The sequence below is a fragment of the Shewanella sp. BJSY2023SW007 genome, assembly GCF_047314525.1.
In the GTDB taxonomy this organism is placed as follows: domain Bacteria; phylum Pseudomonadota; class Gammaproteobacteria; order Enterobacterales; family Shewanellaceae; genus Shewanella; species Shewanella chilikensis.
Genome location: NZ_JBKORL010000100.1, coordinates 33,175 through 47,811, shown reverse-complemented (window position 1 = coordinate 47,811; position 14,637 = coordinate 33,175). Strand labels below are relative to the sequence as shown.

The 14,637-nt window shown below is 52.4% G+C and carries 9 protein-coding genes; 2 read left to right on the top strand and 7 right to left on the bottom strand.

Annotated elements, in window-relative coordinates:
• Positions 1-130 precede the first annotated feature (130 nt).
• From ACMHXE_RS17700 to fabB, 4 genes are all read right to left on the bottom strand, one after another.
• Complete coding sequence (locus ACMHXE_RS17700) at positions 131-3,352, bottom strand: FimV/HubP family polar landmark protein (RefSeq protein ID WP_413732936.1); 3,222 nt, start codon at positions 3,350-3,352, stop codon at positions 131-133.
• Positions 3,353-3,594: 242 nt separating this feature from the next.
• Positions 3,595-4,611, bottom strand: coding sequence for an aspartate-semialdehyde dehydrogenase (locus ACMHXE_RS17695; protein ID WP_101056356.1), 1,017 nt, complete (start codon positions 4,609-4,611; stop codon positions 3,595-3,597).
• Positions 4,612-5,742, bottom strand: a complete 1,131-nt coding sequence (locus ACMHXE_RS17690; protein WP_413732934.1) for a 4-phosphoerythronate dehydrogenase — start codon at positions 5,740-5,742, stop codon at positions 4,612-4,614. It lies immediately after the preceding gene.
• A 166-nt stretch (positions 5,743-5,908) separates the two neighbouring features.
• Positions 5,909-7,120 (bottom strand): beta-ketoacyl-ACP synthase I, encoded by a 1,212-nt coding sequence (gene fabB / locus ACMHXE_RS17685; RefSeq protein WP_028781220.1) that lies wholly within the window; start codon positions 7,118-7,120, stop codon positions 5,909-5,911.
• Positions 7,121-7,329: 209 nt separating this feature from the next.
• Between fabB and mnmC the strand changes: the two genes are divergently transcribed.
• Positions 7,330-9,315: an FAD-dependent 5-carboxymethylaminomethyl-2-thiouridine(34) oxidoreductase MnmC gene (gene mnmC / locus ACMHXE_RS17680; RefSeq protein ID WP_413732932.1), complete on the top strand. Its 1,986-nt coding sequence runs from the start codon at positions 7,330-7,332 to the stop codon at positions 9,313-9,315.
• A gap of 306 nt (positions 9,316-9,621) precedes the next feature.
• Here the strand turns inward: mnmC and ACMHXE_RS17675 are convergent, their stop codons facing one another.
• Positions 9,622-10,227, bottom strand: a complete 606-nt coding sequence (locus ACMHXE_RS17675; protein ID WP_025009505.1) for a peroxiredoxin — start codon at positions 10,225-10,227, stop codon at positions 9,622-9,624.
• Positions 10,228-10,540: 313 nt separating this feature from the next.
• Here ACMHXE_RS17675 and ACMHXE_RS17670 point away from each other — a divergent pair, with 313 nt between their 5' ends.
• A complete protein-coding gene (locus ACMHXE_RS17670) occupies positions 10,541-11,860 on the top strand; it encodes a Na+/H+ antiporter family protein (RefSeq protein WP_101056360.1) in 1,320 nt (439 codons plus the stop codon).
• A gap of 111 nt (positions 11,861-11,971) precedes the next feature.
• Here the strand turns inward: ACMHXE_RS17670 and ACMHXE_RS17665 are convergent, their stop codons facing one another.
• Both ACMHXE_RS17665 and ushA read right to left on the bottom strand, forming a co-directional pair.
• Positions 11,972-12,421: an Hsp20 family protein gene (locus ACMHXE_RS17665; protein ID WP_028779347.1), complete on the bottom strand. Its 450-nt coding sequence runs from the start codon at positions 12,419-12,421 to the stop codon at positions 11,972-11,974.
• Between the two features lie 268 nt (positions 12,422-12,689).
• Complete coding sequence (gene ushA, locus ACMHXE_RS17660) at positions 12,690-14,384, bottom strand: bifunctional UDP-sugar hydrolase/5'-nucleotidase UshA (protein WP_101056361.1); 1,695 nt, start codon at positions 14,382-14,384, stop codon at positions 12,690-12,692.
• Between the last annotated feature and the right edge of the window lie 253 nt (positions 14,385-14,637).

The window sequence follows — 14,637 nt, the reverse complement described above, 5'->3', positions numbered from 1 at the left end:
GTTTCTCCCCTGATCTCAAGGCGGCGAATTCTACCACAGAGCGGGCATTCGCCTCCAAGAAAAAGCCCTGACAATAAACGGACTGCATAAAAAACGGCGCTCCAGGCGCCGTTTGAGTATTGACTGGGCTCTAACCCAAGGTTTTTATCAGGGCTGCGGCTTCCTCTTGCTGGCGGGCGTTGCCGTCCAGCTCCACCTCTTTAAGCAATGCCTTGGCGCTGTCTTTATCATCGATTTCGATATAGGCCCGCGCCAAGTCCAGCTTGGCGTTGACAGAGTTTTCCTCATCATCGACATCGACCATAGCGGCGGCGCCTACGAGAGAGTCGAGCTCACCCATATCCACATCCAGCTCCTTGTAGGGGTCGGTATCACTGTTGCCTTCATCGGCTTCACTGAGCAGGCGCTCAATATCGATAAAACCGTTTTCCTTCTGGAAGGCGCTGAGATCGTGCTCAGGCACCATGCTGGAAGCGACCTTGCCCTTTTCTTTGGCATCGAGGGCCGCCAGCGCTTCATCTACTGTCAGTTTATGATCTTCGAGATCCAGCGAGTCATCATCATCCAGTTCGAGACTGAATTCCTCATCCGCTTCGGCTTCCTTGGCAACGTTTTCAGAAAAAGCGGCCAACAGGTCATCGTCGCTCAGACTCTTATCACTGTCGTCAGTATCCTGGGCCAGGTCAATATCCAGAGCCTGCTCGGTATCTGTTATGCTGTCTTCAACATCAACAGCCTGTTCCTGATTAGAGAGTTCCTCTTGAGCCAAGAGATCTTCTATGGCTGAAGGCTCTTGCTTTTCTTGCGCAGAAGGCTCTTCTTGCGCTAAGGGCTCTTCTTTCGCAGAAAGCTCTTTTTTCGCTGAAGGCTCTTCTTTCGCAGAAGGTTCTTCCTCAACAAAGGGCTCTTTAGGTGCGGAGGACTCCCACTCAAGAATATGGGGATCATGGCTCTTGCCGCCGGCCTTGAGATCGTCAAAGAAGCCAGAATCCTTGTCGCTGCGTTGACCGCTTTGCGGCGCGCTGTCGCTATCCCTGCTCTCATCAGCTAAAGTGTCTGTTTCATCGGGCTTCTTAGGCTCATCCAAGTCCTCAGCCTGCGACAAGCCTGCCAGCATGGCATCCAATTCGGCATCGCTGCGCTCAGTGGCATCATCCGACTCAACCTCTGAGCTATCTTCCTCGTCAGTCTCAGCTATCGCCTCATCAACGATCGCCTCATCAACGTTATCTATCGCAATTACGTCATCCGCGAGCCCGGCCAACAAGGCGTCCAGATCTTCACTCTCTTCCTCTGCTTGAACCTTCTCTGCTTCCGCTTGAGTCTCGACAGCATCGTCCAAGTCATCGAAGCCTGCCAGCAAGGCATCTATGTCGGCCTCTGTGTCGCTGGAATCTATGGCAACCTTGTCATCTTCAAGCTCGGCGGCAATAGCGTCGCTTAAGTCTTCCTCTTCAGAATTCTGTGCTGCCGGTGCATCGAATCCAGCCAGCAAGGCATCAATGTCTGCTTCTTCGCCCAGCTCGGTATCAGCTGAATCAGCTTCATCCAGTTCGGCGGCAATGGCAGCGCTGAGATCTTCCTCGGCTTCAGTCTTACTATCGCCTTCAACTTGAGTACCGGCTTCAATTTGAGGTTCTGTATCTTCTTTGACATCAAACCCGGCCAGCAGCGCATCGATATCGGCTTCCTGTGTCTCATCCAGAGTCTCGTCAACCTGCTCATCTTCGGCCAACTCGGCTGCGATAGCGGCACTGAGATCTTCATCCAGATCTGCCTTCGCTTCTCTCTCTGAGAGCACCTCTTTGTCTTGTTCAAAAGCAAACTCTTGAGCGAGCTCTTGGCTAAAACCCTGTTCAAAAGCAGCAGTCACATCTTCCGGTAGGGTTTCACTCAGATCAGGCTCTGACGCTGGAATACTTTCGGTCTGCAAATCTTCAGGAATAGTTTCCTGTTTATCGGTATCGTCCAATCCAGCCAGCAATGAGTCCAAGTCCTCCTCGCTGGCATCTTCCTGCTCACCGGCCTCTTGTTCGCCCATGGCTTCGGCCCAGAGATCATCGAGCGACTGACCTTCATCTTCGGCCTCTTGGGGAGTATCCCCCTCGCCTGAGTCGATGAACATCTCCTGCGCCATGTCCATCTGCTCGCTGTCACTCTCAACTTCAGGCTCAGGCTGCAATACAGAGCTATCAACATCCAGCAATGAATCAATGGAATCGTTTTGATCATCGTCAAGACGCACGGCCAATTCGTCGTTGGCGTTGGCCATATCGGCCGTAGCCGCGCCGGCAACAGCTGCGGCAGCCATTGGAGCCGCTTCGGTCTGTGGTGCTTGGGCATCACTTTGTTTACGCCTGCGGCGCAGCATGCTCCATAGCAACAACAACAGCAATACCGCGGGTACTGCGGCAGCCAGTACCAAAAGTAATGGGTTACCCATCAAACTGCGCCAGAGATCGTCCGGCTCATTAGCCGTAGCATTGGCGACTTGAAGCTGCTGCTTGAGGTCAGCATTTTCAGCCTTGAGTTGCTGTTCCTGTTTTTTACTGGCCTGCAGTGACTCTTCCAATACCGACAGACGCTGATTCAGCTCATCAATTTGCGCTTGCAGCCCCTGGTTATCGGTATTGGCGACAGTAAGCAGATCCTGAGCACGCCCCAGTTCATCGGTCAGACTCAGATTGCGGCTCTGCAGCGCTTCAATGCTGTTATCGTCAGCCGTTTCCGGAGTTGCTTCTGTGGCTGTTTTTTCGGTTGTGATGGCTGGTGATTTGTCTGCAGCCACTTGAGCTGGCTCAGTCGATGGCTCACTGACTTTTGACTGCTCGCGGTTTTCCTTAGATGGCTGCGCCGCCGTTTGAGTTTGGGCGACCGCCGTTGGCTCTTTTGCGGCTTGGCTTGGGTGCCCGGGGGCTTTGGCGGTTTCAATTTTGCCATCATCTGCCTTTAGCCGCTTACCGGAAGACCAGCTCTTGTCATCCTGTTCGGCGCGAGCTCTGGCCATACTCAATGGAATAGCCTGCATCACCTCTTTGGAGGGGATCAGCAGTATCATGCCCCGTTCCAGGCTGTTGTAGTTATTGGATGAGAAAGCGTGCGGGTTGGCTTCAAAAATCGCGGCCATGACCTGATAGATACTGACGCCGGGATCCGGTCTGACTTTCTGGGCAATGCTCCAGAAGGTGTCCGATGGCGTTGTCGGACCATACTGGCGTACCTGTTGGCGCACTTGACCGTCGGGGCCGGTAATTTTCAGACCTTCTGCATGGGCCGGTTCTATAAGACTACTTGGGTTCAGGGCAAAAAAAGCGGCCATCAGGCCAACAAGATATGAAGTGCGAAAATTCATCCATTCTTCCCTTTCAAGCGCTGGTTTCGCCGACTGACGACTGGCTTTAGGCATTTGTATTTATTGAGATTACTATAAACCAGAAATGTCCGCGCTGCTACTGTTCACATTTGCAAAACAAAAAAAGCCTGCAAGCAGCAGGCTTTTTCAACAGAAACAAAGCGTTTAGAAAAGTGCTTCCAGCATTGTATTCAAGTCTGAAAGCACAGGCAGAGCCTCCGTAGGACTTACTCGCACCTTCCTTAGAGATAGTCGCGGATCAGGATCTCGCCTATCTGTACACTGTTGAGTGCCGCCCCCTTACGGATATTGTCAGAGACCACCCATAAATCTATCCCCAGATCGTGGGAGATATCCTTGCGCACCCGGCCGACATACACAGGGTCGCTACCGGCGCCTTCGGTCACGGCCGTTGGATAATCGTCATCATCTTCAAACAGCACCACGCCTTCGGCATCCCGCAACACTGCCTTGACTTCGGCAGCATCAACCGGTTGCAGCGTCTCGATGTGAATCGCTTCCGAATGACCATAGAACACAGGGACCCGCACCGCAGTCGGGTTCACCAGAACGTCGCTGTCGCCGAGGATCTTATGAGTCTCCCAGACCATCTTCATCTCTTCTTTGGTGTAGCCATTTTCCATAAACTTATCTATGTGCGGCAACACGTTGAAAGCTATCTGCTTATCATAAACCTTGGGCTCTGAAGGCAAGCCCTGCAACAGCTTGGCAGATTGCCCCGCCAGCTCCTCAATCGCCTTTTTACCGGTACCGGAAACCGACTGATAAGTGGCCACATTGATACGGCTGATCCCAAAGGCATCATAGATAGGCTTGAGCGCCACCAACATCTGAATCGTCGAGCAGTTGGGGTTGGCAATAATATTACGGTTACGGAAGTCGGCAATCGCTTCTGGATTGACCTCAGGAATAACCAATGGAATATCCAGGTCGTAACGGAAGTGGGAAGTGTTATCTATCACCACACAACCCGCATCGGCCGCAATCGGCGCCCATTTGGCCGAGACATCACCGCCGGCAGAGAAGAAGCCTATCTGCGCCTGAGTCCAGTCAAAGCTTTCTACATCGAGGATCTCCACCTGTTTGCCGTGAAAACTCACGGTTTCACCGGCGCTGCGGCTACTGGCCAGTGGATACAGATTCGCCACCGGGAAGTTACGCTCCTCGAGGATTTCTATCATGGTTTGACCCACGGCTCCTGAGGCACCCAATACGACAACGTTAAATTCCTGCGACATTTACAGACCGACTCCTGAAAAACCTAAATGAGACAACCAATCTACCCCAGAACCGCCGACATTTGAAAGAGTCAAAGCACTGAATTCTCGCCTATGGCGGTGATTTTTTCTCATGTCATCAAAACCTGTGGGGTTTTTCAGCATTTTCCGGAATTTTTCATCGTCATCACGTAGATCATAAATAAATCGGCACAAGGACAATAATGCCTTTTCATCGGGCGAACTGCTGATATCGAGCCGGGAGTTCCAACGCTCTGGCAATAGCGCCACAAGCGACTTGTCCGCCGGGCGATTGAGTATCGCCATCAAGGCCTGATATAACATGAAAGTGCCCCGGGCCTTGCCCTCCAGACTGTAGCCGGCAATATGCGGGGTAGCAAACTCCACCAAAGGCACCAGCTCCAGCATGGGGTTAGGCTCCCCTTGCCAAACATCCAGCACTAACTTGAGATCCGGCCGCTTGGCCTTGACCCGGATCAGCGCGCGATTATCTATCACTTCACCGCGACAGCAGTTAAGCAACCAGCAGCCGGGTTTCAGTGTCTCCAGTCGCTGCTCGTCAAACAGATACCAAGTAGGATGTTCGCCATCACGGGTCAGAGGTACATGCAGACTAACGATATCGGCGCCTGCAACCAGTTCATCCAGGCTGACAAAGCGGCGGCTGTCGCCAGCCTTGGCCAGTAAGGGGTCGCAGAGCAAGGTATTTATTCCGTAGGCTTCAAGACAGCGTGCCAGCGCCGAACCGGTATTACCAGCGCCGACTATGCCAACAGTTTTGCCCTTAAGCTGAGTATCAAACCTGTTGGCCAGCTCCAACATGGCGATAAAAGCATATTCGCCAACCGCGGTGGCATTGCAACCAGGTGCATTGGAAAAGGGGATATTGCGGGACGCCAGATAAGCCTTGTCCACATGATCTGTCCCTATGGTGGCACTGCCGACAAACTTAAGCTTATGTGCACCAGCCAACAGTGTCTCATTGACCTTGGTGACCGAACGCACCAGTAAAACATCGGCATCGGCTACTGTGGCCGCATCCAAATGACGGCCATCGACGGCTACTATCTCCCCCAGCTCGGCAAACAAGGGCTGCACATAGGGCATATTTTCATCAACCACCAACTTCATCGACTTTCCTGCTCTGTTGTGGATTAAACCGCTATTCTATCAGCGAGCTAGAGGCTTGTCTGAGTCCGGCGCACATTTGAGGAAGCTACTAACAAGTTCTGCGTCAGCTCATAAGCAAAGAAGGAAGCCATTTGGCTTCCTTCTTGTATTGAGTAGAACAAGGCGCTTACTTGTACTTGCGCATCACCAGGGTAGCGTTGGTGCCGCCGAAACCGAAGCTATTGCTCATAACAGTGTTGAGCTCGGCGTCGCGGTATTCACGCACAATTGGCATACCTTCTGCGGCCGCGTCCAGATTGTCGATATTGATGGAAGGCGCGATAAACCCACCTTCAAGCATCAACAGGCTGTATATAGCCTCATGAACACCGGCTGCGCCCAGGGCATGGCCTGTCAGCGACTTGGTTGAGGCAATCGCCGGCATCTGGCCGTCGAAAACTTCACGCAGGGCTTCGAGCTCTCGCACATCACCGACAGGAGTAGAAGTACCGTGAGTGTTAACATAATCGATAGGTGTATCTACTGACTCCAGCGCCATCTTCATGCAGCGCACCGCACCTTCACCGCTTGGGGCAACCATGTCATAACCGTCTGATGAAGCGCCGTAGCCGATGACTTCGGCATAAATCTTGGCACCACGGGCCAGCGCGTGCTCCAGCTCTTCGACAATCACTATGCCACCGCCACCTGAGATAACAAAGCCATCACGGTCGGCATCATAGGTGCGGGAAGCTTTTTCCGGTGTGTCGTTATACTTGGTCGACAAGGCGCCCATAGCATCAAAGCCCATGGTCAGGGTCCAGTCGATCTCTTCGGCGCCGCCGGCAAAGACCATATCCTGTTTACCCATCTGGATAAGTTCCACCGCGTGACCGATACAGTGCGCACTGGTGGCACAGGCCGAGCTGATGGAATAGTTCATCCCTTTAATTTTGAAGGGCGTCGCCAGACAGGCACTGGCTGTAGAAGACATTATCCGCGGCACAATATAAGGTCCCACGCGCTTGACGCCTTTAGCGCGCAGGGTGTCAGCCGCCTGAACCTGGTTGGAAGACGAAGCGCCACCGGTACCGACAATGAGACCTACACGAGGATCTGAATACTGCTCTTCGGTCAGACTGCTGTCTTCAATGGCTTGCTGCATAGCCAAATAGGCGTAGGCTGCGGCATCCCCCATAAAACGCAACGCCTTGCGATCGATAAGTTCTGCGGGATTGAGTTTGATGTCGCCCCAGACATGACTGCGCAGCTGCATCTCCTCAAACTGATCTGAGTGGGTGATACCACTGCGGCCAGCCTTGAGAGATTCTGTCACTTCTTGTTTGTTATTACCGATACTTGATACAACGCCAATTCCGGTGATCACGACTCTTTTCATGTTTTACTATCCATTCCGTACAATTCAGTACCTACTTTTGCTGACGCCATGTTAGCCGTTTTACAGCATTTAAGTGGTCAGCTTTCCGTAAACTTGGGTAAAATAATGCCGAACAAGGCCTCCAGAGTAAAAAATTGCCCGTGAAACAGGAACAACTTCGGCCATCCGGCAGTGAAAATACGCAAACTTGCAGTCAAAATCCCACATCTGTGGAAACAACACAAGCCCCGACGGCGACACTTGAGCCCTATCAACAAATCCGCCTCGGTGACAAGCCCTTCGGGCGGCAAATTTGTCTGGCGGCGGTAGGCAGTGAAGCCCTGTTGCCTCTGCTGCAACTCTGGAGCCAACTGCGACAGGATTATCCCAAGCTTGTGTTACAACTCTTGCTGTTTGCCGCCGATAAAGACTCCCGGGCAGAATCGCTCAAGGTTCTGCAAAGCAAACTGCCATTAGGGCAGACCACCGAAGCTACCGCATCCGCCGAGCATCAAACAAGCGAAGTAATATCTCTCCTTGCCGAGCTGCAGGCAGGTAAACCTCTGGCAATCCCCGGCTGCCAACGCTTTGTGCTCGATGGCGGCAGGTTGACACTGGATCTTTACCTTGAATTTGACGCCACTTTGCTCAAAGAGTTGCCTGGTGTAAACCATAACGGCTGGATAGACAACTGGCTCTGGCTTACTGAGTCCTTACCCTCTCAGGCAGAGGTCTGGCAGATGGCGCGCTTGGCTAAAGACTACGCTTCCTTGCTGTGCCTGCCAAGTAAGAGAAGCGCTCTTGCCTCTATTATGGTCAATAGCGGGCTCAATATAGTAGATTTTAACGGGCCGGCAGCACTGCTTTTGACTCAACAAACTGAGCTCGAGCCCATCGCCAAAGCAGAACGCCTTGCCTTGCGGCGCCAAAGCAATGCCAGACTGGCGCCCTGGCCGCTCTACCGCGAATCCACACTTGCAGCCGATGAATCTATTGCCATTATCGGCGCCGGTGTGGCCGGCAGCCAGCTGGCGTTGTCATTGGCCGAACGTCACCAGCCCAGCCAGGTATTTTGCAGCGAGGAAAACGCGGGTCAAAGTGCCAGTGGCAACCGACAAGGTGCACTATACCCGCTGTTGACACCGGAAACATCCGAGCTCAACACACTATTCCAACAAGGTTTTCTCTTCAGTCGGCGGCGGATAACCGCCTTGGTTGCCGCCGGGTTCGATATCGCCCATGACTTTTGCGGTGTATTACACACAGGCTTTGATGAGCGAAGCCGCACCCGCCTGAATAAGATTGCCGAGGGCCAAAATTGGCACCCGGATATTTTGCGCCGGGTCAACAACTTTGAGGCGACTGAGCTTGCGGGATTGGATATTAAAGAAGATGGTCTTTTTTACCCTCTGGGGGGCTGGGTCTGCCCCAGAGCCCTGTGCCGCGCCGCGATCCAATATGCCGTTGAATCAACTTACTGCGACTTTCAGCGCCGCACCCATATCAGCGAGATTTCAAGAGAAGGTAGCCACTGGTGGCTGAGTGCTACCGATGGTCGCCGTTTTGGGCCATTCAAAAAACTGGTGCTGGCAAGCGGCGCTTCGCTGACAGCACTGCCACAAACCTCGGCCCTGCCCGCCTCACCCTTTCGCGGCCAGGTCAGCGAAGTCGCAACCCAAGGCGGTTTGCGAGCGCTTAAGACAGTACTCTGTGCCAAGGGCTATCTCACCCCGGCCTGGGAGGGGATTCATTGTTTGGGAGCCAGTTATGTCAAAGATCCCGAGCAGCTGGCCTACAGCGACGTCGAGCAGAGAGAAAACCTGCAAAAAATCGCCATGAGTTATCCGGATGCCGACTGGCACCAGGGGCTGGTGATGGGGCAAGGAGCGCGAGTGGGGGTGCGTATGGTCACCCGGGATCACTTCCCCATGTTGGGTCAAGCACCGGATGTCGAGGCACTAATGCAAGTCTATCAGCAGCATCAGCACACTCCCGAGAGTGCCCGCTATTGGCAACAAACACCGGCCCCTGTGCATCCCGGTCTTTATGTTCTCGGTGGTTTGGGCTCCCGCGGTCTCAGCACAGGTCCGTTGGCGGCGGATATTCTGGCATCAGAGCTTTGTCATCAACCCTTGCCGGTAGGAAGTACGCTACTGCAGCGCCTTAATCCAAACCGGATGTGGATGCGTAAACTTATCAAGGGTAAAGCACTTTAATATTGATTGAATTATCCAAGACATACATGGGCGAACCGAGCTTTAGAGAGACAAACTGCCATAATGCACTATTCTAGCTAAAACAAGGCTCTGGATTGGTATTCACAACAGATGAGATAGTCATCAAAGCCTATCACTCAGAAACTATCGCAGCTTGTCAAACAGTTTAAGTTGAATGGAAAGTGCCCGCCCACGAATAACATTTCAAATGAACCAACACAGGAAATCGATCAAGATAAAAAAATGCCGCTCAGTATAACTGAACGGCATTGTGCTTTAAGACTGCTTTTAAAGACTTAAACTATATTACAGTTCTTCAGCATTCTCAGACAGATAGGCAGCAACACCGTCTGGGCTGTCTTTCATGCCTTTCTTGCCTTTTTCCCAACCAGCTGGGCAAACTTCACCGTGCTCTTCGTGGAATTGCAGCGCGTCGATCATACGCAGCATTTCATCGACGTTACGGCCAAGAGGCAGATCGTTAACGACCTGGTGACGCACCATGCCTTCTTTGTCGATCAGGAAAGAACCGCGGAAAGCCACACCGGCTTCTGGGTGTTCAACGTCATAAGCCTTGCAGATGTCGTGGCGAACGTCGGCTACCAGAGTGTATTGAACCTGGCCGATACCACCTTTTTCCACTGGGGTGTTACGCCATGCATTGTGAGTAAACTGAGAATCGATAGAAACACCGATCACTTCAACGCCACGCTTCTTGAACTCTTCCATGCGGTGATCGAAAGCGATCAGCTCAGATGGGCACACGAAGGTGAAATCCAGTGGGTAGAAGAACACTACCGCAGGCTTGCCTTTGATTGCTGCAGTCAGGTTGAAGCTGTCAACAATTTCGCCAGAACCCAGAACAGCTGCCGCAGTAAAGTCCGGAGCCGGACGGCCTACTAATACGCTCATTTTATACCTCCATCTATGGATTGAGCTGTGAATAAAACAGAATCCGTTTTAACTACAGGCCATTATAAGAGGTGCCATCCACCTGACAACCTATTTAGGATCAATATCACGCTTTTGCCCCAATTTAAGGCTTGTCTGGATAAGAAATCGGCAAGAGCGCGGTCACTGCAACAACATGGGTCACAAAGCGGTTCAATAACCTCAGGATCCAGTTCACAAAGGCAGATTTTTTCCCGCAAACACTGATTGCAGCTGGACATCCAAGCCCCCCCAGTCAAAAATAGCCCCTTTGTTTAGCGAATAAGACTTTACTATGAACGCAGTTGTGATTGCCGTCTGTCTGATGCTCGCTCTCAGCCTGGCCAGGGTCAATGTGGTGATCGCCTTGACGATCAGCGCCCTGGTCGCTGGCTTGATGGGGGGACTGGACATCCACCAGACCATAGAAGCATTCAATACCGGCCTGGGCGGTGGTGCCCAAATAGCCCTGAGCTATGCCCTGCTTGGCGCCTTTGCCGTAGCCCTGTCCCATTCCGGGCTGACCACTTTGATCTCCACTACTGTGATCAAGGCCCTTGGCAAGGATCCCAATAGTCAAAACCTCAAGTGGGTTCGCAGCCTGTTGCTGCTGTCGCTGCTGGCCATGGCCATCAGCTCACAAAACATTCTGCCGATCCATATCGCCTTTATCCCCATTCTGGTGCCGCCACTCTTGCATCTGATGTCCAAACTCAAGCTGGACAGGCGTTTGGTTGCCTGTGTTATCACTTTCGGCCTGGTCACCACTTATATGGTGTTACCTGTGGGCTTTGGCGGCATATTTCTAAACGACATACTGCTGGCAAACCTGCAGTCCAACGGCTTAGAGGCCCAGTCAGGTGACATTCCCCAAGCTATGCTTATTCCGGCCGCCGGTATGTTGGCCGGACTGCTGACGGCCGTGTTTATCAGCTATCGCAAGCCAAGAGAGTACCGGGAAGAGCAGATCCTCGCCGCTGAACCGGAAACCGGACTCAGCAAGCGCAACATCATCATTGCTGTGCTGGCTATTCTGGCGACTCTGCTGGTGCAGCTGCAGACAGATTCGATGATTTTCGGCGCCCTGGTTGGCTTTATGATCTTCTCATTCAGCGGCGCGCTCAAACATGTGGCCGATGAAGATATCTTTAACCAAGGCGTGCGCATGATGGCCAACATTGGCTTTATCATGATAGCCGCCGCCGGTTTCGCTGCCGTGGTCAAACAAACCGGTGAAGTACTGACTCTGGTCAGTGCCATAGGTGAGTTGATTGGTGACAACAAGGGCCTGGGCGCATTGTTGATGTTGGTGGTGGGTCTGTTGATCACCATGGGTATTGGCTCATCTTTCTCGACTATCCCCATTATTGCCACCATCTATGTGCCGCTGGCGCTGAACTTTGGTTTCTCTGTGCCTGCGGTTATCGCCCTGGTCGGCACCGCCGCAGCGCTTGGAGATGCCGGCTCACCGGCATCGGACTCAACGCTCGGCCCCACCGCCGGCCTCAATGCCGATGGTCAGCACGATCATATCCGCGACAGCGTGATCCCAACCTTTGTTCACTACAACATTCCGCTGCTAATCTTCGGCTGGATTGCCGCCATGGTACTCTAAGCACTCTTGGGGAGTGATAACCCTGAATACAAAAAGCCAGTCTGTATCAGACTGGCTTTTTTGCTTTAGCGGCCTGCTTTACAAGCCGGGGCCGAGCTTATCGGCGCTGTTTCAGGCCTGAGTTTCTTCTATCAGGCGGTTACCTGAGCCTATCTCAATTTTGCGCGGCTTCATGGCTTCAGGGATCTCGCGCACCAAATCTATATTGAGCAGGCCGTGTTCCAGATGGGCACCTTCGACGGTCACATAATCGGCCAACTGGAAGGTACGTTCAAAGCCGCGCTCGGCAATGCCTTGATACAGGTATTTACGCTCCGGAGCCTGCTCGCCCTTGGTGCCTTTCACCAACAGCTTTTCGCCCTCGCTGGTGATCTCCAGCTCATCCATGGCAAAGCCTGCAACCGCCATGGTGATCCGGTAACGGTTCTCACCCAGGAGTTCGATATTGTATGGAGGGTAACCGGCATTGCCATTGTTGGCGGCGGCATGTTCGGCCAAACGGGCCAGACGATCAAAACCGATAGCGCTGCGGTAAAGGGGAGTCAAATCATAGTTACGCATAGTCATATCCTCATAGATTAAGCAATATGTAGTGTCGGGCCGAATCATCGCACCCTAGGTTCAAACGGCCGCCCAATGGCACGGCCTTTAATTTATCGGTCAAGGCACTTTCCCTGCCGACACTCAATAGATAAGGTCGGGCAAAAGTATTTCAAGTGTCGGTAGAATTAATTGGTTAAAATTCACCCAAATCCACATGACCACCCTGCTCTTTTGCCACAAAAAAGCAGCCCCGAAGGGCTGCCTGTAAAGTGACTTAATGTGCTATTTACTGAGGTACTTCACAACCCAGCGGGCTGTTGGAGTTTTCATAAACGATATCGCCTACCGGCTCGTAATCAACGGCCTTGATGCTTTGTTTCTCTTTCAGGAAGCTGTAGAAGACTTCGGCATCAACATAGCCAGTTTGTACCGGATCCAGCTTGGGATAGCCGTCACCGCCCGCTGCGTTGAAGCTGGGTACAGTGAAGGTGTAGCTATCTGTTGCGCTGTAATCCTTGCCGCTGACTTCGCTGATAGCGACCGACTTGGCCTGACAATCAACTGTCATTTTCACGCCCGTTATCTGGGCATAAGCCCCTGAACCGCGCTGCATGGTAGCCACTACACCCAGATAATCGCTGAGCTCGGCACCTGTCATAGTGCTCAGGGTTATCATGTTACCGAAAGGCTGCACTGTCAGTACATCACGGTAGCTGATATCACCGGCGGCGATAGAGTCACGTACACCACCCGAGTTCATAACGCCGATATCGGCATTAACCTTGGTGGCCTGCGCCATGGCGAGCAAACGGCCCAGGTTGGTCTGCTGACCACGAACCACGCCGCGATCGCCTTCCAGTTTGCCATCGGTAGTGGCGATGATTTCGCCCAGTTTTTCACTGCCCTTGTCCTGATATTGCTGCAGTACAGCTTTGACTGTGGTATCGGCAGGGATCTGCTCACCGGCCAGTTCCTCTGTCTTCTTGCCTTCGGCATCCAGTTTTCTCAGGTTGACCGGGATCAGCTTGTAGCTGGCCAGGTGCAGTTTGCCGCCATAATATTCAAAATCGGCGCGGCCAACATACTTACCCCACTCATGGGCCTGCATGATCCAGGTGCCTTTGTGCTGATCAGGAAGGCAATCATCACCGGGTTTGAAGTCGGCATAGCTCTGACTACCGGGTTCCATACAAACCGGATTCTGTGAGTGGCCACCTATGATGACCTGCAGCTGTCCCTCTTCCAGGGCGCGAGCCATGGCCACGTCACCCGGGGCATTGCTGCCGTTTTGGCCATCGGCATAGTGCCCCATGTGAGTGGTTGCCACTATGATATCGGCGGCTTTGTTATCATTGATCTCTTTGATGACCTTTTTGATCTCTTCTTTGGGATCAGTAAACTCAAGCTCGCCGATAAACTCAGGGTTACCTATCTTGCGGGTATCTTCTGTGGTCAAACCTATGACAGCCACTTTAAGACCTTTAACATCGAAAACCTTGTAAGGCTCGAAGTAACGACTGCCATCTTTTTTGTAGATGTTGGCAGCCAGCATAGGAAACTCGGCGAGCTCGCGCTGCATATCCAACACGCTCAGTGGGTTATCAAACTCGTGGTTACCCACGGCCATGGCGTCATAACCAATCAGGTTCATGCCGATAAAGTCAGGCTCGGCGTTTTGCAGATCCGACTCAGGCACACCTGTGTTGATATCACCACCGGAGAGCAACAGAGTCTGGCCGCCGTTGCTTTCCACTTCGCTGCGTAAGCGCTCAACCAGCGTCTTACGGGCTGCCATACCATACTCACCGTCACTGTTTTCCCAAAAGCGACCATGGTTGTCATTGGTATGTAAAATGGTGAACTTGGTGCAATTATCGGCGCCGCAGACTTCCGGTGCCGGATCCTTGTCATCACTGTTACAACCGGCGAGTGCAGCCAGAATGGCTGTCGCCAAAAGTCCTTTCATCAGCTTATTAGACATTATTAAATCAACCCCATGTTTTTATTTATTTTTACCATCATCATTAATGAGCGGAGAAGCGAACTTCCCGCGCCCGACATACTAGCAAGATTAAGTCAAAAATGTGTCATTTTTATTAACAAATAAACGTTAACTGCATGATTTTAAGGCGGGAAATAACACAACCTGTTCACAATCCAGAATAGGCTTCCAGGGGCTACTCATACTTTAGCGTGATCTGCTGCTGATATTAGAGTGTAATTAGCACCCGAAA

Bases quoted from the DNA above. Each gene is read 5' to 3' on its own strand.
- ACMHXE_RS17695 (WP_101056356.1), bottom strand. From the start codon at position 4,611: ATGTCGCAGGAATTTAACGTTGTCGTATTGGGTGCCTCAGGAGCCGTG.
- ACMHXE_RS17670 (WP_101056360.1), top strand. From the start codon at position 10,541: ATGAACGCAGTTGTGATTGCCGTCTGTCTGATGCTCGCTCTCAGCCTG.
- ACMHXE_RS17675 (WP_025009505.1), bottom strand. From the start codon at position 10,227: ATGAGCGTATTAGTAGGCCGTCCGGCTCCGGACTTTACTGCGGCAGCT.
- ushA (WP_101056361.1), bottom strand. From the start codon at position 14,384: ATGTCTAATAAGCTGATGAAAGGACTTTTGGCGACAGCCATTCTGGCT.
- ACMHXE_RS17665 (WP_028779347.1), bottom strand. From the start codon at position 12,421: ATGCGTAACTATGATTTGACTCCCCTTTACCGCAGCGCTATCGGTTTT.
- fabB (WP_028781220.1), bottom strand. From the start codon at position 7,120: ATGAAAAGAGTCGTGATCACCGGAATTGGCGTTGTATCAAGTATCGGT.
- ACMHXE_RS17700 (WP_413732936.1), bottom strand. From the start codon at position 3,352: ATGAATTTTCGCACTTCATATCTTGTTGGCCTGATGGCCGCTTTTTTT.
- ACMHXE_RS17690 (WP_413732934.1), bottom strand. From the start codon at position 5,742: ATGAAGTTGGTGGTTGATGAAAATATGCCCTATGTGCAGCCCTTGTTT.